Source organism: Streptomyces sp. NPDC025784, assembly GCF_055558435.1.
Window position 1 is genome coordinate 1 of record NZ_JBVHMN010000035.1, and the last position, 21,016, is coordinate 21,016.

Consider the following 21,016-nt stretch of genomic DNA (forward strand, 5'->3'; position numbering starts at 1 on the left):
CGCCGCAAGGCACCCGTCGAATCCCTGATGCCCCTGCGCCTCGCCCGCTACGGCGTCCCCCTCGCCGAGACCGCACCCTCCGGCCTCGCCGCCGCAGGAATCGAGGAGCCACCGGTCGAGATCACCGGCGAACGGACACCGGTGCCGGCGCAGCGGCGCCACAGCCCCGCACTGGACGCGGCCCCGGTCCCCGTGGCGGCCGTTCTGCCGCCCGCCGCCTCGCGGCAGTCGCCTTCGGGCCCCGCTGCCCCCGCGCCGTCGTACACCCCGCTTCCGGACCCGGAGCCGGACCACGAGAGGCGGGCCGGTGCCCTCGCCGGCGCCTATGGGGCCTGGCTGTCCGCCTTCGGCACCGAGCCCACGCCCAGGCAGTTCTCGATCTGGCTCCGCGACGAGTACGGCATCTCGACCGGGGCCGGAGACCCGCTCTCCGAGGAGCAGTTGGACCCCCTCCTGCGTGTTCTGAAGGAGCGCCACACGTCACGCGACGCGGTGACCGGCGTCGACGACGCGGAGAATGTGGACGGCGAGCTTTCCTGGAGCGACTACTTCCACAACGCCTGGCTCAGCTTCGCGCGAGAACACGGCACCTATCCCGACGCCGACGCCCTCGCCGAGTACGTGTACCGGCTCGACGGCATCACCGGAGCCACGGGGCAGCCCGTGACCGGCGCCGATGTGCAGGCCTACGTCATGGAGTTCCAGGAGCGCGAGTACGACGCGAGCGGCCCCGCGCCGGTCAGGGGTGAGCGGGACGGCTCCGTCCCCTCGGGTCCTGCCGCGGCACCCGAGGACAGCCCTGCCGTGGACATGGCCGCCGCGGCCCAACGCGGCGCGGCGGCCGACGGGGACATCGACGGACAGCGTCCGCGTGACGGTGCGGCGCAGGGCGCCGACCTCACCGCCGTCGACCGTTACTACCTCGCCTGGACGGAATACCAGGCCCGGCACGGAGCGGAACCCGACCCCGACGAACTGTCCGCCTTCCTCGCCGCAAAGGGCATGTTCGGCCGCGGAGGGAAGGCGGTCAGCCCGTCCACGCTGCGTCGCTACCCGCTCTGGTTCCGGATCTACGGAGTGTGGGCCGAGCACCGCATGCGCCACGACCGGGTCCCCTCACCGGACGCCGTCGCCCAGGACTGCGCGCGCCGCGGGATAACCGGCCAGCACAACAGGCCGATCACCGCCGTGCAGATCGCGGAACAGTCGCAGGACTTCGAGCGCCGCTGGCAGACCCTGACGCATCTGCACGCCGACACCCCTTAGGCGGGGGCGTCTCCCACGACGAAACCAGGAGGTCGAGGCATCGGCTTCCGCGTGCCGGCCGGGATCACGCCGTCCATCCCATGTGGGTGTACGTCCCACCGCGGGCGATGCCGGTGAGTGCGGCGCGGGTGTACTCGACGAGTCGGGCGGGCAGCGCGTCCAGCGGCCACCAACGCCACTGCGTGCACCGGTCGGGTTCGAGGACCCGGGGTTCACCCTGCCAGCGGGACGCGGCGAAGAACAGCTGCAGCCGAGGGATCGGGGTGCCGGGATCCCGCACATCCACGACGTGCACGAGGGTCAGGTCGCTCGCGTGCACGGTGATGCCGGTTTCCTCGGCCGTTTCCCGGATCAGGCAGGTCAACGCCGACTCGCCCGCCTCGCGGTGGCCGGCGGGCACATGCCAGATCAAGGGGGCGAAGGCACTCTCGGGGGCGCGTTCGCCCAGCAGCACGGCGCCGTCGCGTTCGAGGTAGAGGTGCACGCCGACGATGCTGCGCTCACGTTGAGCGGCGGTTTCCTGGATGCGCAGCGTGGGCGGCCTCCCCGCGGCGTCGAGCCGGGGGAGTGGGTGCTCGCGGTGCTCGTGGACGACGGCCGCGGTGCCGGGGTCCAAGGCCATGTGCACGATGTCGGCGGCGTCGGTCCAGCGCAGTTGGATGCCCTCGTGGAGCGGGATCTCGTGGGCGGGTCGGTTGAGGGTGCCCAGGTACACGACGATGCGGTACTTCAGCCGGCCGTCCGTGTCGACCGTCTCCAGGGTGACGAACGGGGTGAGGCCGGGCACGGTGAGTCCGGTCTCCTCACGCAGTTCACGGACCATGGCCTCGTCGCAGCTTTCGCCGGGCTCGGTGTTCCCGCCGAGCAGGGCCCAGCGGCCGGCCTGCCAGATGGGTTTGTTCGCGTCGCGGAGGTGGAGAAGGTACCGGCCGTCGTCGTCGACCAGGAGGGCGGCGGTGCCGGGGACTTCCGTGGTGAGGAGCGGCTGCGGCGCCGCGGATTCGATGCTGGTCACGTGGGGTGTCCTTTCGTGCGGTCGGTGCCGGTGCGGGGTGGGAGGCCGGATGCGGCGTTCAGCGTTCCTGGGACAGGCGCAGGAGGTCGGCGAAGGTGCCGCCGGCGTGGACGAGGTCGTCGTAGGTGCCCTGCTCGGTGAGGCGGCCCTGCTCCATGACGACGACGTGGTCGGCGATCCTGGTGTTCTCGAGCCGGTGCGTGACGACGATGGTGATCCGGTCCGCGGCGATGGCCTTGATCCTCCCGAAGATGCCGTGCTCGCCGCGGGGGTCCATCTGCGAGGTGGGTTCGTCGAGGATCAGCAGCGGGGGCCGCCGGTACAGGGCCCGGGAGCAGGCGAGGCGCTGCCATTGGCCCCCGGACAGTTCCGTGCCGCCGAAGATCTCGCGGGCGAGCAGGGTGTCGAGGCCCGCGGGCAGCTCTTCGATCGCCTCGCGCATGCCCACCGCCTCGACCGCGTCCCACACCTGGCGGTCGCCGGTGCTCCTGGGCTGGCCCAGCGTCACGTTCTCGCGTGCCCGCAGGGGCCATTGGGCGAAGATCTGTGGGACGAGACCGGTGCACTCCCAGACCGTCGCGGGATCGGCGTGGGCCAGGTCGACGCCGTTCCACGTGACCTGTCCCTTGTCGGCGAGATAGATGCCGGTGATGAGCCGGGTCAGCGTGCTCTTGCCCGAGCCGTTCACGCCGACGACGGCGAGGATCTCGCCGCGCCGAAGGGTCAGGGAGACGCCGTCGACGGCCGGCTTGCTCTTGCCGGGGTACTGGTAGGTGACCTCGTGCAGGCGGATCTCCTCCACCGGAGCGGCGACGGCTGTGGTGCCGCGCTTGGGTGCGCGCTCGGCGGCGTCGTCGAAGAACGCCTGCATGTCGCCGAGATACAGGCTGGTGTGGAACAAGGCGGCGCCGTTGATGACGACTTGGGAGAGCGCGGCCAGGGTGGTCTGTACGGCGACGACCGCCGTGGCGGCGACGGCGGGTGCGATGCGACCGGTGACGGCCAGCCAGGCGAGCACACCCCAGGTGGCGGCGAGGAACAGCCCGCCGGCGAGGGAGGTGAGCACCGCGATGCGCAGGGTCCGCGGCGCGGCGGCCAGGGTGCGCTCGTCGACACGCTCGGAAAGGGCGCGGTACCAGTAGAGGAGGTACTCGACCATCCCATTGGCGCGGACCTCGTCGCCGTACTTGGGTGTCGTCGCCCACCAGCGGGTCATTCCGCGGACGTTGCGGTCCGCGACATTGGCGTAGTGGATCTCGTAGTCGACGCGTGCGGTGAGGACCGCGCCGACGCCGGCCGGGGCGACGGCGAGGATCAGCAGGGGAAGCATGACCGGGTTGAGCACGGACAGGACTCCACCCGCGGTGACCATCTTGATCAGAGCGGCCATGAAGCGCTGGGCGTCCATCACCATGACGTGCGTGCGGATGACGCCCATCTCCGCGGCTTCCTGCCGGTCGGAGAATCCGTCCACCGCGTACGCGGACGCCTCGACCCGGCAGACCGCCTCGACCAGCGCCGAGTCCGTCATCGTCGTCAGCCGCGGGGTGATGCGCCGTTCCGCGTACGCGGCCAGTGCCACGGCGAGCCGCGCCACGGCGGTCGCGCCGGCGACGACGGCCAGCGCCGGAAGTGCCTCGCGCAGGCGGTCCGCCACCGCGCCACCGCCGAGAACGGGTGCCATGGCCCTCGCCGCGGCGGCCAGCAGCACGGCGGCGGCGACCCCGGTGGCGAGCTGGCAGGCGAGGACGAGGAGCACCGCGTTGCGTTCGATGCGCCAGGCCATGGCGGCGATACGCCCGAGGACACGGGGGAGTTGGGCGCACAGGGCGCGAAAGCCGACTTCGCCGAGCGGGTTCACGGAGTAGTGCCCGGAGTAGGTGATCTCGGCGGGAGGCGGGGGCGGGACGGGACGGGAAGAAGCGGTCAACTGCACATCTCCCTGCGGGATCGGACGGGGTGAACGCGGCGCCACGGGATTCAACGACAGCGGCGTCGGGTTCGAACACACGTATTTCGGCCGCAACGGATTCCGTGTGCGGCGCGGTCGCGGCGTGGGCCGCTCATGGAGGCGCGGGGCGGGGGCGGGCGCGCTCCTGGCCGAATCGCCGCGGTTGATACGCCTGTGGCGGTTGAGGTCGACCGGGCGTAGGGGAGGGGTGCACTCCGGAGTAAGCGCTTCACATTCGCCCGCGTCGTGTACGCCGGTGGCGGTGGAGGTCGAGTCCGCCGGATCGGCGCCGGCGGGCGCTTTCCCCACGTGGTGCCGGGCGAGCGTCGGCAAGACTCTTGCCAGCATGTCGGGTGACCCTTATTGTCTGCCGACGGAAAGCGCTTTCTCGCTCTGTTCGGGGCCCTCGCCCAGGGAGCGATCGTCGCGAGGGCCGTCGCGACGTGTGCACGAGCCGCCAGTGATCGAACACGGGACGTCCCGCGATGTCCACGTGCCGTGGGACGAGGGCGCGGTGACCCGGTGCTCCACGCCCTGACGGCAACCGGCAGCCGTCACCGGAACCTCCGGGTCGGACCACGCCGATGCTCACCCGGCAGGTGCCGGGCGGACGCCCCGCGGTCCCCGGGCGGAGGCCCGACGGTCGCCGGCGCGAGGACGCACAGCGGCAGGTGCAGGTGCTCGAAGCCCAATGACGAGTCAGGAGACGAGTATGAGAAGACCAGTGGCACTGCGACTCTTAGCGGCGTCGGCCGCGATGGCCTTCGCGGCCGCGGTCGGTGTGACCCTGTCGGTGCCCGAGGCGTCGGCGGCCACCGCCGGCGCCACCGGATACGCGACCCAGAACGGCGGGACCACCGGCGGGGCCGGCGGCCAGACCGTCCGGGCCACCACGGGAACCGCGATCCACGCGGCGCTGTGCGCACGGGCCAGTAGCAGCACCCCGATCACCATCGAGGTCGAGGGGACCATCGATCACGGCAACACCGCCAAGGTCTCGGGCGACAGTTGCAACACGGCTGCCGGAGTCATCGAGCTGAAGCAGATCAGCAACGTCACGATCGTCGGGGTCGGCGGCGGCGCCGTCTTCGACCAACTCGGCATCCACATCCGCGAGTCCAGCAACATCATCATCCAGAACGTCACCGTCCGGAACGTGAAGAAGTCGGGCTCGCCCACGTCCAACGGCGGTGACGCCATCGGCATGGAGAGCGACGTCCGCAACGTCTGGGTCGATCACGCCACCCTGGAGGCGTCGGGCGGGGAGGCGGAGGGATTCGACGGCCTCTTCGACATGAAGGACAACACGCAGTACGTGACGCTGTCGTACAGCATCCTGCGCAACTCCGGCCGGGGCGGCCTCATCGGGTCCAGCGAGAGCGACCTGACGAACGGCTTCGTCACCTTCCACCACAACCTCTACGAGAACATCGATTCCCGTACGCCCCTGCTGCGCGGCGGCACGGCCCACATCTACGACAACCACTACGTGAGCCTCAACGAGTCCGGCATCAACTCCCGTGCCGGTGCCCGCGCCAAGGTGGAGAACAACTACTTCGAGGACTCCAAGGACGTCCTGGGCACCTTCTACACCGACGCCGCGGGCTACTGGCAGGTCAGCGGCAATGTCTTCGACAACGTGACCTGGTCCAGCCGCGGCAGCGAGAACAACCCCGCGGGCCCCGACCCCCAGTCCAACACCACGGTGGGCATCCCCTACTCCTATACGCTCGACGCCGCGAGCTGCGTGCCGGACATCGTGAGCCGGACGGCAGGTGCCGGTACGGGGCTCCAGGTGTCGAACGGCACCTGCACCGCGCAGACGCCGTCCCCGACTCCCACCCCGAGCCCGACTCCCACCCCGACGGAGGAGCCGACCCGGCCCGCCGGGACCAACCTCAGCATCGGGGCCGGCTCCGACGGCTCCAGCAAGGCCGACGGGACGAGTTACGGCAATGTCCGCGACGGTGACCTGAGCACGTACTGGTCGCCGGCCGGCTCGACGGGCTCCGTCTCGATCAAGTGGGGTTCCTCCACCGCGCTGTCCGGCATCACCATCCGGGAGGCGTCGGGATCCGCGGGCGCCATCACGTCCTGGAGGGTCCTCGACGCCGACACGGGTGCCGTCCTCGCCTCCGGCAGCGGCGCGGGCGCCATCACCTTCGCGCCGACCTCGCTGAAGAAGATCACCTTCGAGATCACCGCATCCACCCGCACTCCCAAGGTCGCCGAATTCGAGACGTACCGGTAACACCCTTGTGGCCCGGGGCCCCCGTGCCCGGAACTCCGGCAGGCGGGCTCCGTGAGGACTCACCTGTGCCATGGCGCCGGTGACGCCCCCACGTCCGGAGGTGAGCGGTCCCCACCGCCCGCCTCCGGACGTGTCACGAGATGGCCCGGAGCCGGCCGTGGGGGCGGTGGCGGAGGCCGTCGACGGCCTGGGCCGTCCGTTCGTCCGCGGGAAGGAGGACGACCAACTGCTGCGCGTCGGAGGAGAGGTCGAGCGTCTCGCGGTTCAGCCGCAGCTCGGGCTCGTCCGGGTGGTGGAGTCTGAGCACCCCGCGCCGCAGAACCACGTGGCGGTTCAGACGGCTCGTGAACTCGGGCCCGGCGAGCGGAGCGAGCTCCGCGGTGAGCCACTCGGCGTTCTCGACGGAGGGTCCGAGCCACAGGTCGAAGGCCTGCTCGTCCGCGATGTCGCTCCAGTCGGCGAAGAAGGACCGGGCGCGCGGATCGGTGAAGACGTAGCGGGTGAGGTTGGGCGGATCGGCGTCGAGTCCGCTCGGCGTTCCGCAGCCGTGGGCGTCAGTAGCCGTATCCGCCCGAACTCGACGCGCGGGGGCCGGACGTGCTCGGCGCGGCCCCCGGCGCGTCGCTGTGCACCGCATGCCAGGTGAAGCGGCGGCCGACGAAACCGTCCTGGAAACCGTCGCCCTTCGCGTCGCCGGGCTTGTCGTCCTCGGTAAAGGTGTAGACGGGTTTGTGGTCGTACGTGATCTGGACCTTCCCGTCGTCCGGACGCGTGATCGTCCCGAAGTGGCCACCGCTGCCCGGCCGTTGTGACGCGTGGGCGGAGTCGAGCGTCACAGGGTGCCAGAACTGGAGGCACTGTGCGGTGCAGGCGACCCTGCCGTCCTCTTCGTCGGCGCTGTACACGGTGCGGCCCGAGGCGTCGACGAAGACCTCACCGACGGCGTCGGTGACGTGCGTGGACAGGAGAGATCCTCCCGTGGCCCCGGGTGAGTCGTCCGAACCGGCCGGTGAACCACCGCCTGTGCAGGCGGCTGCCGAGAGCATGGTCGCACCGGTCAATGCGATGGCGGTGAGCAGTCGTGCGGCGCTGCGATCAGTCATGGTTGCTTCCCTCCACGGGCGGTTCCTCGCACGCTTGCTGTGCACTGGGACTACGCCTCGCGTCGCGTGAGGGTTCACCCGCTTGCGTCGTGAACCTTTCTCGTCACGCGTGCGTAGGGAGGGGAGTGGAGCGTGTATCCGCGCACCAGGACCGCTGGGGCAGCGAATTCCTGCGCGCACTGTATGCGCAGCAGGGACCGCCGCTGTTCCGCCATGTGCTGCGACTGCTGAACGGCGACCATCAACGCGCGGAGGACATCCTGCAGGAGACGTTTCTGCGCGCATGGCAGCATCGTGAGGAGCTCACCACGGAAAGCGCCGCGCCGTGGTTGTACACGGTGGCTCACCGTCTCGTGGTCTCGGCCCATCGACGTCGTGCCGCTCGCCCGCCGGAGTCCCCTCTCGGTGAAGAACTGCCCGCGGACGAGGGGCAGGACGACATCGAGCGGGCCCTGGAGAGCTGGCACATGATCGACGCTCTTCGCGCGTTGAGTCCCGAGCACCGCGCGGTGCTGGTGCACGTCTACTACCTCAGACGCACGGTGGCGGAGGCCGCCGAGCACCTGGGAGTACCGCGGGGAACGGTCAAATCGCGTTGCTACTACGCGCTGCGCGCCTTGCGCGAGGTCCTGGAGGAACGAGGGGTGACGGCGCCATGACCTGCCGGGAGAACACGGATCTGGGCGCGTACGTGCTGGGCGCGCTCTCACCTGGGGAGCGCTCGGCGGTGGAGCGGCATCTCGCCGACTGCGCCGACTGCAAGGAGGAGTTGGTGCTGCTCGCGCCCCTTCCCGGTCTGCTGCGGCACACTCCGCTCGGCGAGGTGCACGAGGGAGACCGGGCGGCCGTCGGCGGCTCCGCTCCGCCACCGCCCCGGACCCGGCTCGGTGCCGTGCACCGGCGTACCGTCCTGGTCGCGACGGCGCTGCTGGCCGCCGTCGTATGCGCGCTGGTCGTCGTACTGCTGCCGGGCGACGCGCCACCCGCCGGCGGCCCGCCCGGTACCGTCACCCTGTCGAACACCGATCCCGAGACCCACGTGCGGGCGAGCGTCGCCCTCGCGGCGGAGGCCTGGGGAACATCCATGGACGTCACGCTCTCCCACCTGCCGCCCGGACGGATCTGCCGGCTGGTCGTCCGTTCGCACGAGGGCCGCACGGAGACCAGCGGTACGTGGTCCACGGACTACGGCGGCAGCAGTGGCAGGATCCCTGCCGCGACGTCGATCAGCCCGCAGGACATCGACTCCATGGAAGTCGTCACCGATACGGACCAGGTGCTGGTCCGTATCCCGTGACGGCACACGACGGTCCGCAGGAAGTCGGCGGCCTCGTGCGACGGAATGCGCTGCGGCCGGCATGACGGGTGCGTGAGGATGACGGTCATGGGATTGTCGACGGCGTTCACGGAACTGTTCGGTGTGGAGCACCCGATCGCCCTGGCCCCGATGGGCGGTTCGGCCGGTGGCGCGCTGGCGGGAGCGGTCTCGCGCGGCGGTGGGCTCGGCCTGCTGGGCAGCGGGAACGGGGACCAGGACTGGCTGGCCCGCGAACTGCCCGTCCTGGCCGAGGAGAGCGACGGCAAGCCGTGGGGCATCGGCTTCCAGACGTGGGCGATCGACGCCTCGGTGGTGGCGCGGGCGCTGGAACACGGGCCGGCGGCGGTGATGTTGTCCTTCGGCGACCCGACTCCGTTCGCGGAGCGCGTCCGTGGCGCGGGCACGGCGCTGATCCTCCAGGTCACCGACCTGGAGGAGGCCCGCAGAGCGGTGGATCTGGGCGCCGATGTGATCGTGGCGCAGGGCACCGAGGGCGGCGGGCACGGAGCCCGGCACGGGCGGTCCACGCTGCCGTTCGTGCCCGTGGTGGTGGACCTGGCGGCGCCGGTTCCGGTGCTGGCGGCCGGGGGGATCGCCGACGGGCGTGGCGTGGCGGCGGCACTGGCGCTGGGGGCGTCCGGCGCCCTGCTCGGAACGCGCTTCCAGGCCACGACCGAGTCCCTGGTCGACCCCGCGACCGCCGAAGCGATCGTCGAGGGCCGCGGCGAGGACACCGAGCGCAACAGAGTGCTGGACATCGCGCGCGGCTCGCGGTGGCCGGCACGCTACACCGCGCGTACCCTTGCCCACCCCTTCCTCGACGGCTGGCGGGGCAAGGAGGAAGAACTCGCCGCGGATCCCCGAGCCCGGCAGGCGTACGAGGACGCCGCTGCACAGGGCGAGATCCCGGCGCTGCCGCAGTGGGCGAGCGAGGCCGTCGACCTCATCGAGGACCTGCCGTCCGCGGCCGATCTGGTCGGCACCATGGCCCGCCAGGCCGAGGACGCGCTGGACCGAGCCGGAAGGCACTGACCGCGCCGGCAGCGAGCCGGCCCGGACGAGCCGGTCTCACCGAGGCACCCTCCGGCCTATGGCTCGACTGCCTGATACAGCGTCAGTCAGCCGCCTCGGTAGGAGAGTTGTCCGCCCTGCCCGAGGCGGGGATCGGTGCTTGCCGTGGTCCGTCCGCACAGGTGGGGGGCCGCAGCGCGTCGGCGCGGCGGCCCCCCTTCTGTCGCTTCGTGACGTTCCCGACCTGTGCCGAGGAAGCGTCAGCTGACGATGATCACCACGGGTGTCGAGTTGAAGCCGTACCCGGCGAAGCCGCCGAAGCCGCCGTACCCGAACGAGTTCCCGAAGCCGAAGCCGCCGCAGTACGAGTTGAAGCCCCGGTTGAAGCCGACGCCGAACCCGCACCCGCTGCCCGCCGGGATGTTGGGCGACAGCGAGACGACGCCGTTCGTTGTCGCGGCCGAGGCCGGGCTTGCGGCCACTCCCATACCCGCGATCACGCCGCCTGTGAGGAGGGCAGCGGCGAGGGTTCGCATGACCGGTTTCCTGCGCATCATTCGGTCTCCTTTCCCCCGAATACCTGCCCCCCTCCGGTTTCTCCCCTCGCACTAGGTAACACCTGTTCGGCGGAACGTACCACCCGAGCGCCACGGGGCCCCGTGGTTCCGGGCCGGAGTGCCCGCGCGAACAGCGCCCCAGTTCCATGTGCTTGGCAGTACGACGAGGGCTCCGCCGATCGGGCGACGCTCCCCGGCGGTCGTACCGCGCGTTCACCGCAGCGAGGCGGCGGGCGGACGCTCACGCAGGGCGCCGTAGCCGATGAAGTAGGCCGGTACGCGCTTGAACCACCGCGAGCCGGTGAGGAGGCCGCTCACCCGTTTGGCCCGCCTGGAGTTGCCGAAAGGCGGATCGCCGGCGAGCACGGGCGCGATGACCCGGGCGTGAGCGAGGCGTTGCAGAGCCTGCGTCAGCGCCGTGGTCGGCCACCGGCGCCGCTGGATGCCGCGTACGTCCCGCAGGCCGACCGCTCCCGTACGCAGCGGCTCGACGAGGTGGCGAGCGGCGGCCACCGCGTCCTCGACCGCGAGGTTGATGCCGATGCCGAAGACCGGCGACATGGCGTGCGCGGCGTCGCCGATGCACAGCAGTCCCGGGCGGTGCCAGCGCCGCAGCCGGTCGAGCCGTACGTCGAGCATCTTCACCTCGTCCCACGACCGCAGCTCGTGCGCCCGGTCCGCGAGCCAGGGCACGGCGTCCGAGAAGTCGGCCATGAACCGTTCGAGACCGGCCGCGCGACGCTCGGCGTCGGTGCCCTTCGGAATCAGCCCTGCACACTGCCAGTACTGCCCACGGTCGATGAGTGCGGTCAGGAGGCGGTCCCCGGCGGCGCCCACGAGCCCATGCGGGTCCCCGTCCCGCCGGGGCAGCCGGAACCACCAGGCGTCCATGGGACAGCTGTACCTCCGCAGGCCCAGTTCGGGCCGCGACCGGGCCAGCGAGCCCCGGCCGTCGCAGGCCACCGTGAGGGTGGCCCGCAGTTCGCCGGTACGGCCGTCGGAGGTGCGGTAGCGCACCCCGGCGACCCGCCCGCGCTCCATCAGGAAGGACGTCGCCTCGGTGCTCATCCGCACCGAGAAGGACGGCTCCTTGCGGGCCTCGTCGGCGAGGAGGTCGAGCAGGTCCCACTGCGGCACCATCGCCACGTAGTTGTAGGGGCCCGGCAAGGTGCTGATGTCGGAGACGGTGACGAGTGAACCGTCGGAGCCGAGCGGCAGCTGCACCGTGGTCACCCGGCGCTGCGGCAGCCGGGCGAAGCGCTCGGCCAGGCCGAGGTCGTCCAGCAGCGCCAGGGTCGAGGGATGCACGGTGTCACCGCGGAAGTCGCGCAGGAAGTCTCCGTGCTTCTCCAGCACCGTGACGTCCACGCCGGCGCGGGCCAGCAGCAGGCCCAGGACCATTCCGGCGGGGCCGCCGCCCACCACGCAGCATGTCGTCCGCTCCATCGCAGGCCTTCCCTTCGGTGCCGACCGCAATCCGAGCCAGTGGAACATATACCCCCAAATACGGGCGCCGCCTGAGCCCGGCCGACTGGACCTCCCCGCCGGACTCAGGCCCCGGTACGACACGCGCCGGGGCCGCGATCCGCAGGAGCGGGACCACGCCGGCCGGGCCGCGCTGTGCCTGTCACGTCATGCGGCTGCCGGGCCGTCCGGGTCCTCGGAGCGACGCGCGAGCAGCGTCGTGCCGGCCCCCGCGAGGGCGCACACCGCGCACAACAGCCAGACCAGGACGTACGCGCCCTCGGCGGGCGTCTCCCGCGCCGTCCCGGGCCGGTGGGCCGACGCGGCCAGGACCGCGGCCATGACACCACCCGCCACCGAACCGCCGAACGACTTCACGTTGTTGTACAGCGCGGTTGCCGCACCCCCGCGATCCCGGTCCGCCGCCTCGACGACCACCGTGGGCATGGCGCTCAGGGCGATGCCCAGCCCGAGGCCCGCCACCACCTTGGTCGCCACGATCTCCCCCAGGGACACGTGCCGTACCGCCAGGACCGCGAAACTGGCCGCGACGAGGGCGAAGGACCAGGCCAGCACAGGCCGGTAGCCGATCCGCCGGGCGAGCGGCACGGTGAGCGACGAGCCCACGACGGCCGCCACGATGCCCGGCAGCAGCACCAGGGAGATGCGCGCGGAGGAGAGCGCGAAACCGTAGCCGGCCGAGTCCGGATCGGCGGCCAGGAACGTCGTGTCCGGCGCCTGGGCGGCGAAGAACACCACACCGAAGCAGCAGGCCGCGGCATGGGACGGACCGGTCCCACAGCCGGTCAGTGTCCGTACGTCGACCAGGGGATCGCGGCTGCGCAGTTCGGTCCGCACCCACCACGCGAGCAGCAGCACGCCCAGCGCCGCACCCGGCAGCACCCGCAGGCCGACACCCCCGTCGTGTTCGAGCGCGGAGACGCCCAGCAGCAACGCCGTGGTGCCGAGGGCGAGCAGGGCGAAACCCGACCAGTCCATGGCACCGGCCCCGCGCGCCTCCGACTCGGGGACCGCCACGAAGGACAGCGGGACGCACACCGCCGCGAGCAGCGCCGGTACGAGCAGCGCGGCCCGGACCCCGCCGAGCGCCCCGGCCGCCGCGCCCATCGAGGCCGCGCCCAGCAGGCCGCCCACGGTGAGGGCCCCGACCAGCCGGGCGATCGCACGACGGGCGTCCGACACCGACAGACGGCTGCGCACCAGAGCGATCTCCAGCGGCAGCAGGGCCGCGAGGGGTCCCTGAAGCGCCCGCCCGCCCCACAACAGCCCGGCTGTGGGCGCCACGGCGACCAGGAACGACCCGGCCGTCACACAGGCCAGGGCGACACGCAGCATGCGACGGTGGCCGTACAGGTCTCCGAGCCTGCCGAACAGCGGTACGCACACGGCCGCGGCGAGCAGCTGCACCGATCCCACCCAGTTCGCCGCGGAGTCGCCGAGACCGTAGGCGTCGGCGAGGTCGGGCAGCAGGGGTGTGATGCCCATCTGCGTGAAGCCGCTCATCAACTCGAACAGGACGAGCAACCCCACCACCCCTGTGACGGAGGCGTCGCGACGGACCGGGGCGACGCCCGGCGCGGCGGTTCCGGTCACGGCGTCACCGCCCCGGCCGCGGCCGGCAGGTCCCCGGCTGCCGCCGCCTGCTCCAGGCGCCCGGCGGCGAGGCCTGCGAGGAGCACCGCGGCGGCGGGCAGGACGCCGTCGTCGAACGCGGCGTCGGGGGAGTGGTTCATCGGCGCCGTACCGGGGTCGCGGTCGGCGGGGCAAGCGCCGATGCCCAGGAACACGCCGGGTACCTCCTGAAGGACGAAGGAGAAGTCCTCCGACCCGGAGATGGGTCGTGGCGCGACCAACACCCGCTCCGGGCCGAGGAGTTCTCCGGCCACGGCCGTGGCGAACGAGGTCTCCGCGCCGTCGTTGACCGTCACCGGGCAGCCGTCCCGGTAGTCGATCTCGGCCGTGACGCCGTGCGCCTCGGCGATGCCCCGGACCGTGCGCGCGACGGCACCGCGCACGAGGGCCCGCGCGGGTTCGGACACGGTGCGCACGGTCGCCTGGAACGTCGCGGTCTCGGGGATGACGTTGCGTGCCTCACCGGCGTGCAGGGAACCGACGGTCAGGACGGCGGTGTCGAAGACGTCGACGGTGCGGGTCACCATCGTCTGCAGCGCGGTGACCATCTCGCAGACGACGGTGATCGGGTCCTGGGCGGTGTGCGGTGAGGAACCGTGGCCGCCGCGGCCGGTGACGGTCACGTCGAAGCCGTCGGACGCGGCCAGCACGGTGCCCGGCCGGGTGGCGACGATGCCGGCGGGCAGGGTGTTGGCGAGGACGTGCAGCCCGTAGGCGGCGACGACCCGTTCGCCGGCCGCGTCGAGCACACCCTCGTCGATCACGGGCCGGGCGCCGCCGTGCCCCTCCTCTCCCGTCTGGAACATGAAGACCACGTCGCCGGCGAGTTCCTCCCGCCGCGCCGCGAGCAGCCGCGCCGCACCGACCAGGGCGCTGGTGTGCAGATCGTGACCGCAGGCGTGCATGACACCGGTGCGGCGGGAGGCGTACGGCAGGCCGGTGGTCTCCCGCACCGGCAGCGCGTCCATGTCGGCGCGCAGCAGGACGGCGGGACCGGGCCGGCCACCGCGCAGGACGGCGGTCACGGAGCTGAGCGCCGCACCGGTGGTGATCTCCAGGGGGAGTCCGCCGAGCGCGGCGAGCACGGTCTGCTGCGTCTGCGGCAGATGCAGGCCGAGTTCGGGGTCGCGGTGCAGGGTGCGGCGCAGGTCCCGCAGGTCGTCGGCGAGAGCGGTGGCATCACTGAGCTGGAACATGGCCGGCATCCTGCGGCGGAGAAGCATTCCTGCCGCCGCCATGCCTGGATCCGCCGATGTTCGACGATCGTATGCCGGAAAACGCCACACTGGACGAGCTGGACCTGCGGCTGGTGACGGTGTTGCAGGGCAGTCCACGCGCCGACTGGCAGCAGATCGGGGCGGCCCTCGGCGTGGATCCCTCCACGGCGGCACGCCGGTGGGCCCGGCTGTCGGCGGCGGGCCACGCATGGTTCAGCTGCTATCCGGTCAGCATCGAGGGCATGCCGCTCATCGTCGCGTTCGTCGAGGTGGACTGCGTGCCCGGGCGGCTGTACGAGGTGGCCGCCGAACTCGCCCGGGACCCGCACGTGTTCACCGTCGAGCATGTGACCGGCGGCCGCGACCTGATACTGACCTGCGTCTTCGGCAGCCTGGCCGAGGTCGCCCGGTACACCGGGATGCGCATCGGCGCGCTGCCGGGCGTCGCGGCCAGCCGTACGCAGATCGCCACCGCACTGCACACCGAGGGCAGCCGCTGGCGCCTGGACAGACCGGCCGGGGCCGCTCGGCGGGGCGCGGTGCGGGTCGCCGCCGGACCCGAGCCCGGCCGTTCGGCGGTGCGACGCGAGGACCAGGTACTGGTGCAGGCCCTGGCCGACGACGCACGGCAGGGCGTGGCCGAACTGTCCCGCCGCACGGGCCTCAGCGCGACCACGGTCCGCCGGCGGCTGCGCCGTCTGGAGGCCTCCCACGCGCTGGTGTTCCGGTGCGAGGTCGCACGCGGCCTGTCCGGATGGCCGGTCAGCGTGAGCCTGTGGTGCGCGGCGCCGCCGGGGGAGACGGCACGGATCACGGCACATGTGTCGGCGATGCGGGAGATCCGTCTGTGCGCCTCGCTCTCCGGGCCGCACCATCTGCTCTTCGCCGCATGGCTGCGCTCGCTCGACGACATCCACGCCTTCGAGTCCCGCCTGGTGGCAGGCTTCCCCGAACTCACGGTGGCCGACCGCGCGGTGACCCTGTGGCCGGTGAAATTCGCAGGCCACGTGCTCGACCCCTCGGGTCGCCGCCTGGGCTCCGTACCGCTCGGCCCCTGGGACCAGAGCACGGTGGCCACGACGGAGTCCGCGTTGCTCGCGGGGTTGCCTGTTCAGGGCGGGTGACGGGCAGCGCGCGACGACTCTCCCGCGCCCCTGGCTCGGGCGGCCCATTCGCTGTCGACCCGACCCGACCCGCTCGGCCGGGCTCCTACGACGTGTCCCGGACCCCGCACTCTGCCATGGCTGCGCCCGGACGGTCCCTTTCCCGGGGCGATCCGGCAGCCGTCAGGATCACCGGGACGTTCCGGCGGCCGTCAGGGGGCGATCGGCAGCCGGCGCTTGTGGTCGGTGAGGCGGTAGCGGCGGACGATCGTCTCGAAGTCCCTCTCGTCCACCGGCTTTCCCTCCAGGAAGTCGTCGATGACGTCGTAGGTGACTCCGAGCGCGTCCTCGTCGGCCTTCCCCGGGTCGAGGGTCTCCAGGTCGGCCGTCGGCGTCTTCCACACCAGCTCGGCGGGTGCGCCCAGCGCGTCGGCGACGGCGCGGACCCTGCGCTTGGTCAGGCCGGTCAGCGGGACCAGGTCGGCGGCTCCGTCGCCGAACTTGGTGAAGAAGCCCGACACGGCCTCGGCGGCGTGGTCGGTACCGACGACCAGACCGTCGTGCGCGCCGGCCACGGCGTACTGGGCGATCATCCGCTGCCGCGCCTTGATGTTGCCGTGCACGAAGTCCTGGTGGTGGGTGTCGCGGAAGTCGACGCCCGCCGCCAGCGAGGCTTCGAGCGCGGCGTCGCTCGCGGGCTTGATGTCCACGGTCAGCACGTGGTCGGCCCGGATGAAGGAGAGCGCGAGCTGGGCGTCGTGCTCGTCGGCCTGGACGCCGTAGGGCAGCCGCATGGCGTAGAACCGCGCCTCGTGCCCCGCGGCCCGCGCCCGCTCCACCGCGAGCTGGCACAGCCGGCCGGTCGTGGTGGAGTCGACGCCGCCGCTGATGCCGAGCACGAGGGAGCCCAGACCGGTGGAGGTGAGCCGCTCGGCGAGGAAGGCCACGCGGCGTTCGATCTCCCGCTCGGCCTCGAAGGTCTCGGAGACCTCGAGTTCCCGGGCGATCTCCTGCTGCAGGGCGATGGACGCCGACTCGCTCACGTCTGCTCCTTGGTCCGGTTCGCGAAGTGTTGTCGCGCCCACCCTATCCGGGGTCCCCCACGGGGATCCGCCCACGTCGGACGGTGTGGAACCGGGCGAAGGCCGACACTCGCGCCTCCGGCGGACCGGCCCCGGTGACGAGACGGACGGGCACGGGCGCCGAGCCGTCCCGCGCCCGCCGGGCGGGCGCCGGCCGGGAAAGCGCGCACCGCCCCGCCGGGCGGACGGCGGCCGGGAAAGCACGCACCGGCCGCCGTCCGACAGTCCTGCCCGGAGCGGGGTCAGGCGGCGTGCTCGATCCAGCGACGTACCGCGATGTTGATGTCGGCGGGCAGGGCACTGAGCCGGTCGATGGCCTCCCTGTCCTCGGGCAGGGGCGGGATTCCGGCGGCCGTCAGGGCCGCGTGCAGGTCCAGACGCCTGCGGTCACGTGGGTCGATGGTGATGTCGAGCCGTTCGGCGGCGTTGGGCGGCGGCAACAGGTGGTCGCCCCCCTGGTCCTGCTCATGGGGCTGTGTGGCCCGGTCCCACCAAGAGAAGCCGGGCTCGTCGCAGGCGTAGGGGTCGAAGGAGGACTGCGCCGCACCGGACGCGAAAGCGGGGGTGGTCACGGGAATCTCCCTTGCAGCGGTATCGGTTCTGCATGCCAGGAGGTCCTGGGCCCCGGTGCCGGTTGCGGCATTCGCCACGCTTCATGCGAACGGCGTCATTGGCGGTTCATCGGCCCGTCACACCACCATCCCGCGTCGGTTCGCCTGCGTGTACGAGCTCCATGGCTGGACCGCACCCACCCGTCCGGCACTCGAAGTGATCAATTGGGCCGGCACCCGGGCACATGCCCTGCTCCGGCGTGGGGCTCGTGGCGGTCGAGGACCCGGGCCGCCCGGTCCGGCGACCGCCGTCTCGCCCGTCCGCCGCGGTCGACCCGAACTGCTGGACACCGCGCGGAGCCACCGCCGTCTGGATCTGCTCAGCCGGACCGGTGTCGCCCTCAGCCAGGGCCTGGACGTGGCGAGCGTCGCGGCGAAGCGTTCGGCGGTGTGCACCCCGGCGTTCGCCACCACTGTCGCCGTCGACCTGCTCGCCGACACCACGCAGGGAGAGCCGGCCTCTTCGCAACGCCCCTCAGCGAAGAGGAGCGCCGGGGCGCCCCCGGATCCCAGCGCCCGGCCACGGATCCATCCGCTGAGCACGGCGATGTCCACCGGCGGTGCCCAGGCCGAACAGGACCTTCCCGCACCCCGTACGGAGACCCTCCCCGTCAGCGAATGCGTCCGGACCGCCGTCGTCGTCGTCATGCCTCCGGACGGGTCCCAGGGCCGGCCTCATCACGGAATCGTCGTACCCCTCCTGGCCGTTGGAGGGGTCCTGGGCGCGATCACCTTCGCGCGACCCGGTGCCTTCGATCCCGACGACGAGCTCACCACGCGCGACATCGCCGCCCGCACCGCGATGGCCATCGACAACGCCTTGCTCTACCGGCGGGAACGGCTGGCCACGCTCACCCTCCAGCGCCATCTCCTGCCCGCGCGCCTGCCCGACGTCCCCTGGCCGGAGTCGGCGCACCGCTACCACCCCGCGCAGAACGGCACGCTGGCCGGAGGCGACCGGTACGACACCGTGCGACTCCCCGGCGGCCGGATCGGACTGACCGTGGGCGACGTCATGGGACACGGCCTGGGCGCCGCGGCGGCCATGGGCCGCTACCGGTCCTCCGCACGCGCCCTGCCGGCCGTGGGCCCGGAACCCGGCCAACTGCTCACGCGCCTCGACGAACTGGACGACGGAGACGACAACGGCCTGCCCGCCACGTGCGTCTGCGCGACCTACGACGGAGTCACCGGGATCCTCCGGCTCGCACTGGCCGGCCACCCGCCGCCGCTCCTGGTCCGTCCGGACGGGTCGGCGGACACACTGACAGCCGACCCCGGACCGCCCGTGGGCATGGGACTCGGCCACGTGTACGAGGACCTGCACTGTGTGGTCCCGCTCGGAAGCCTGCTCGTCCTCTACACGGACGGCCTCATCGAGGACCGCAGCCTGCGCCTGGACCTCGAACAGGGAATCACCGTGCTGCGCCGGGCGATCCACCGCACCGACGCGCCCCTGGACGACCTGTGCGACGCCCTCATGAGCGCGCACCCTGCCGACTCGCCGGACGACGCCACCCTGCTCGTCACCCGGCTCACGCGGCTCCAGCCGGTCACTGCGACCGGCTGCGAGACGCAGGCGGTCGACCGACCCGTCCGATCACCGGTGCTGCACGTGATGAGCCGCAGGTCAGTGCAGGTCCACCTGGAACGCGTGCCGGTGGTCGGCGGGGCAGGTGAAGACGCGCAGGTCTCCCGACCGGCCGACGACAACATCTGTCTCGGTGTCGCTGGCCACGGTGAACAGGAGTGTCATGGCCGTGCCGCAGGCACCACAGGCAAAGGCTTGGGGGTGCGTCAGGTGCCAGGTGGGCCAGCCGCCGAGTTTCCAGCCGGCGAGACGGGTGATGGCATCACCGCCGTCGCCGGTCTCGCGAACCAACTGCTGGAGCCGTGGACGGAGTTCTTCCGGCAGTTCCTCACGGAACGGGAAGTCGGTCACACGCTCGGCGGTGATGGCGCATGCCTGCGGCAGGTAGCCGTCCTCCTCATGTCGTGAGGGCGGCGGCGGAGTCGTCAGCCGGTCGGTCACGTCGGCGGCCCGACGCCATCGCATCTCGACCACAGGGCTGACGTCGGCCTGCTGGGCCGGAGGATCCCAGTGTTCGTTGGGACACCACAGGATCTGCAGGAGGTCCATGTCGGCGGGCCACCAGGGTCCCGGCACATCGCGACGGAAGATCTGTGCGACCGGCACCATCGCCGTGGCAGGCCCGCCGTCAGGGCTGATCACGTCGGGCAAGGAGCACGTGGGCCACGGTTCGTCACTGGGCCACAGCAGCGGTCCGCCGAGAGAACTGTCCCGGCAGTCCGGCTCCGCGCGCGTGGGATGAAATATGACCGCGTCGCGCGCGTGGGGAGCGAGTTCGGGCAGCACGGTGAGTATGGCCTCGGGCGTCGGACGCGGGGTGTGGGTCATCGTGCCCTCCGATCAGCTGGTTCCAGATCGCCCGCAGCGTATAGGCCGGCGGTGACAGTCAGGCCCAGTGGCGGATCAAGCCCTTCCGCAGAGCTCGACCAGCTGCCGGGCCGTGCCGGCGGGATCGACGATCTGGTGCAGGTGCGCGCCGGGCAGATGCGCCACACGCCAGCCGCGTTCACGCGCGTCGGCGGCGAAGTCGTCGTACGGGGGACCGAACAGCAGGTAGGAGCAAGGGTGATCGTCCCAGCCGCCGGGGACCGGGACGTGCTGTTCGTAGTAGGACAGCGGCAGGGTCGGCTGCTCGTCGACGACGGTCTGCCGGACGGTCGGATCGGTGAACATGGGGGCGACGTCCGCCTCTTCCCACCAGTCGGTCCAGCGCGGAAGCCTGCCGTTCACAGCCATGGGTCGGAGGAACTCCAGCAACTCGGGCGGGGCGACGGGGGTGGGACCTGTCCGGGCGGGCAGCGCGGCGTCGACGAAGACCGAGCCGGTCACCGGACGGTCGAGCCCCGAGCGCACCACCGGGAGGAACAAACCCGCGTTGCTGTGCGCCACCAGCGTGACGGCACGGTCGACCGGCACCTGGCGCAGATCGTCACGTACGGCCTCCACGACCCGCGGCCAGAATGGCGGAGCTCCGGCGCCCACGTCCAGCAGGGACGGCACACGCACCTGGTGTCCCGCGGCCCGCAGTCGGTCGGCCACGGGCTGCCAGGTCGAGGGACCCACGGACGGACTGTGCACGAGAACGAAGATCGGCTGCATCGGACGATGCTCGCGCCCGACTCACGGGACGCGCGACCCGCTTGGCTGAGAGCAGAGCAGAGCAGAGCAGAACAGGGCAGTCGCGAGGGCGCCGCCCGAGCCTGGGCGACGCGGCCAAGCCGGGGTGACGACCGCGGCGGCGCCGGCCGGTCAGCCGCCGACGCGGCCGTGGAGTGCGCGAGTGCGCACTTCGGTGCCGTCGTCACGCCCCTCCGCGGCCACGT

At 72.0% G+C, this 21,016-nt stretch carries 17 protein-coding genes and 1 pseudogene; 7 read left to right on the top strand and 11 right to left on the bottom strand.

The genetic code is table 11. The annotated features are described in order from the left end of the window. Nucleotides 1-1,266: pseudogene (locus ACZ4IF_RS43480) on the top strand (hypothetical protein); the annotation flags it as partial. A 64-nt stretch (nucleotides 1,267-1,330) separates the two neighbouring features. Here ACZ4IF_RS43480 and ACZ4IF_RS43485 read toward each other — a convergent pair. Together ACZ4IF_RS43485 and ACZ4IF_RS43490 are read right to left on the bottom strand one after the other, a co-directional pair. Further along, nucleotides 1,331-2,281 carry an NUDIX hydrolase gene (locus ACZ4IF_RS43485; RefSeq protein ID WP_467574527.1) on the bottom strand — a complete coding sequence of 317 codons (951 nt, stop codon included), beginning with the start codon at nucleotides 2,279-2,281 and terminating at the stop codon, nucleotides 1,331-1,333. Between the two features lie 58 nt (nucleotides 2,282-2,339). Next, nucleotides 2,340-4,067 carry an ATP-binding cassette domain-containing protein gene (locus tag ACZ4IF_RS43490; protein WP_467574639.1) on the bottom strand — a complete coding sequence of 576 codons (1,728 nt, stop codon included), beginning with the start codon at nucleotides 4,065-4,067 and terminating at the stop codon, nucleotides 2,340-2,342. A gap of 877 nt (nucleotides 4,068-4,944) precedes the next feature. Here ACZ4IF_RS43490 and ACZ4IF_RS43495 point away from each other — a divergent pair. Continuing rightward, nucleotides 4,945-6,483, top strand: coding sequence for a pectate lyase family protein (locus tag ACZ4IF_RS43495; protein WP_467574530.1), 1,539 nt, complete (start codon nucleotides 4,945-4,947; stop codon nucleotides 6,481-6,483). A gap of 133 nt (nucleotides 6,484-6,616) precedes the next feature. Here ACZ4IF_RS43495 and ACZ4IF_RS43500 read toward each other — a convergent pair whose 3' ends face one another. Then, nucleotides 6,617-7,120, bottom strand: coding sequence for an MmyB family transcriptional regulator (locus ACZ4IF_RS43500; protein WP_467574533.1), 504 nt, complete (start codon nucleotides 7,118-7,120; stop codon nucleotides 6,617-6,619). Next, a complete protein-coding gene (locus ACZ4IF_RS43505) occupies nucleotides 7,038-7,586 on the bottom strand; it encodes a COG4315 family predicted lipoprotein (protein WP_467574536.1) in 549 nt (182 codons plus the stop codon). Before ACZ4IF_RS43505 ends, ACZ4IF_RS43500 begins: the two co-directional genes overlap by 83 nt. A 125-nt stretch (nucleotides 7,587-7,711) precedes the next feature. Between ACZ4IF_RS43505 and ACZ4IF_RS43510 the strand changes: the two genes are divergently transcribed. The 3 genes from ACZ4IF_RS43510 to ACZ4IF_RS43520 all read left to right on the top strand — a co-directional run bounded on the left by ACZ4IF_RS43510 (nucleotide 7,712) and on the right by ACZ4IF_RS43520 (nucleotide 9,936). Beyond that, nucleotides 7,712-8,245 carry a sigma-70 family RNA polymerase sigma factor gene (locus ACZ4IF_RS43510; RefSeq protein ID WP_467574539.1) on the top strand — a complete coding sequence of 178 codons (534 nt, stop codon included), beginning with the start codon at nucleotides 7,712-7,714 and terminating at the stop codon, nucleotides 8,243-8,245. After that, a complete protein-coding gene (locus ACZ4IF_RS43515; protein WP_467574542.1) occupies nucleotides 8,242-8,883 on the top strand; it encodes an anti-sigma factor family protein in 642 nt (213 codons plus the stop codon). The genes ACZ4IF_RS43510 and ACZ4IF_RS43515 overlap by 4 nt, the downstream gene beginning before the upstream one ends. A gap of 87 nt (nucleotides 8,884-8,970) precedes the next feature. Next, complete coding sequence (locus ACZ4IF_RS43520) at nucleotides 8,971-9,936, top strand: NAD(P)H-dependent flavin oxidoreductase (protein ID WP_467574545.1); 966 nt, start codon at nucleotides 8,971-8,973, stop codon at nucleotides 9,934-9,936. A gap of 239 nt (nucleotides 9,937-10,175) precedes the next feature. On the opposite strand, the gene ACZ4IF_RS43525 is transcribed toward ACZ4IF_RS43520, so the two are convergent. The 4 genes from ACZ4IF_RS43525 to ACZ4IF_RS43540 all read right to left on the bottom strand — a co-directional run bounded on the left by ACZ4IF_RS43525 (nucleotide 10,176) and on the right by ACZ4IF_RS43540 (nucleotide 14,785). Further along, complete coding sequence (locus ACZ4IF_RS43525) at nucleotides 10,176-10,451, bottom strand: hypothetical protein (RefSeq protein ID WP_359503004.1); 276 nt, start codon at nucleotides 10,449-10,451, stop codon at nucleotides 10,176-10,178. A gap of 234 nt (nucleotides 10,452-10,685) precedes the next feature. Continuing rightward, nucleotides 10,686-11,918, bottom strand: a complete 1,233-nt coding sequence (locus tag ACZ4IF_RS43530; protein ID WP_467574549.1) for an FAD-dependent oxidoreductase — start codon at nucleotides 11,916-11,918, stop codon at nucleotides 10,686-10,688. 186 nt (nucleotides 11,919-12,104) lie between these two features. Continuing rightward, complete coding sequence (locus tag ACZ4IF_RS43535; protein ID WP_467574552.1) at nucleotides 12,105-13,550, bottom strand: MFS transporter; 1,446 nt, start codon at nucleotides 13,548-13,550, stop codon at nucleotides 12,105-12,107. After that, entirely contained in the window at nucleotides 13,547-14,785 is a 1,239-nt protein-coding gene (locus ACZ4IF_RS43540; protein ID WP_467574555.1) for a M20 metallopeptidase family protein, read from the bottom strand. Before ACZ4IF_RS43540 ends, ACZ4IF_RS43535 begins: the two co-directional genes overlap by 4 nt. A 56-nt stretch (nucleotides 14,786-14,841) precedes the next feature. Between ACZ4IF_RS43540 and ACZ4IF_RS43545 the strand changes: the two genes are divergently transcribed. Then, nucleotides 14,842-15,930 carry an Lrp/AsnC family transcriptional regulator gene (locus ACZ4IF_RS43545; RefSeq protein WP_467574558.1) on the top strand — a complete coding sequence of 363 codons (1,089 nt, stop codon included), beginning with the start codon at nucleotides 14,842-14,844 and terminating at the stop codon, nucleotides 15,928-15,930. Nucleotides 15,931-16,121: 191 nt separating this feature from the next. Here the strand turns inward: ACZ4IF_RS43545 and nadE are convergent, their stop codons facing one another. After that, nucleotides 16,122-16,952, bottom strand: coding sequence for an ammonia-dependent NAD(+) synthetase (gene nadE, locus ACZ4IF_RS43550; protein ID WP_467574561.1), 831 nt, complete (start codon nucleotides 16,950-16,952; stop codon nucleotides 16,122-16,124). A 281-nt stretch (nucleotides 16,953-17,233) separates the two neighbouring features. Then, on the bottom strand, nucleotides 17,234-17,563 hold the full coding sequence (locus tag ACZ4IF_RS43555) for a hypothetical protein (protein ID WP_467574565.1): 330 nt from the start codon (nucleotides 17,561-17,563) through the stop codon (nucleotides 17,234-17,236). Between the two features lie 148 nt (nucleotides 17,564-17,711). Between ACZ4IF_RS43555 and ACZ4IF_RS43560 the strand changes: the two genes are divergently transcribed. Further along, the gene (locus ACZ4IF_RS43560; RefSeq protein WP_467574568.1) at nucleotides 17,712-19,601 is read left to right on the top strand and encodes a PP2C family protein-serine/threonine phosphatase; all 1,890 of its coding nucleotides are present in this window, start codon (nucleotides 17,712-17,714) and stop codon (nucleotides 19,599-19,601) included. A gap of 495 nt (nucleotides 19,602-20,096) precedes the next feature. On the opposite strand, the gene ACZ4IF_RS43565 is transcribed toward ACZ4IF_RS43560, so the two are convergent. Beyond that, complete coding sequence (locus ACZ4IF_RS43565; RefSeq protein ID WP_467574571.1) at nucleotides 20,097-20,756, bottom strand: lipase family protein; 660 nt, start codon at nucleotides 20,754-20,756, stop codon at nucleotides 20,097-20,099. Nucleotides 20,757-21,016 lie beyond the last annotated feature (260 nt).

Coding starts and splice junctions, on each gene's coding strand:
- ACZ4IF_RS43540 (WP_467574555.1), bottom strand. CDS start 14,785: ATGTTCCAGCTCAGTGATGCCACCGCTCTCGCCGACGACCTGCGGGAC.
- ACZ4IF_RS43515 (WP_467574542.1), top strand. CDS start 8,242: ATGACCTGCCGGGAGAACACGGATCTGGGCGCGTACGTGCTGGGCGCG.
- ACZ4IF_RS43530 (WP_467574549.1), bottom strand. CDS start 11,918: ATGGAGCGGACGACATGCTGCGTGGTGGGCGGCGGCCCCGCCGGAATG.
- ACZ4IF_RS43525 (WP_359503004.1), bottom strand. CDS start 10,451: ATGCGAACCCTCGCCGCTGCCCTCCTCACAGGCGGCGTGATCGCGGGT.
- ACZ4IF_RS43500 (WP_467574533.1), bottom strand. CDS start 7,120: ATGCGGTGCACAGCGACGCGCCGGGGGCCGCGCCGAGCACGTCCGGCC.
- ACZ4IF_RS43545 (WP_467574558.1), top strand. CDS start 14,842: ATGTTCGACGATCGTATGCCGGAAAACGCCACACTGGACGAGCTGGAC.
- ACZ4IF_RS43520 (WP_467574545.1), top strand. CDS start 8,971: ATGGGATTGTCGACGGCGTTCACGGAACTGTTCGGTGTGGAGCACCCG.
- ACZ4IF_RS43495 (WP_467574530.1), top strand. CDS start 4,945: ATGAGAAGACCAGTGGCACTGCGACTCTTAGCGGCGTCGGCCGCGATG.
- ACZ4IF_RS43490 (WP_467574639.1), bottom strand. CDS start 4,067: ATGGCCTGGCGCATCGAACGCAACGCGGTGCTCCTCGTCCTCGCCTGC.
- ACZ4IF_RS43505 (WP_467574536.1), bottom strand. CDS start 7,586: ATGACTGATCGCAGCGCCGCACGACTGCTCACCGCCATCGCATTGACC.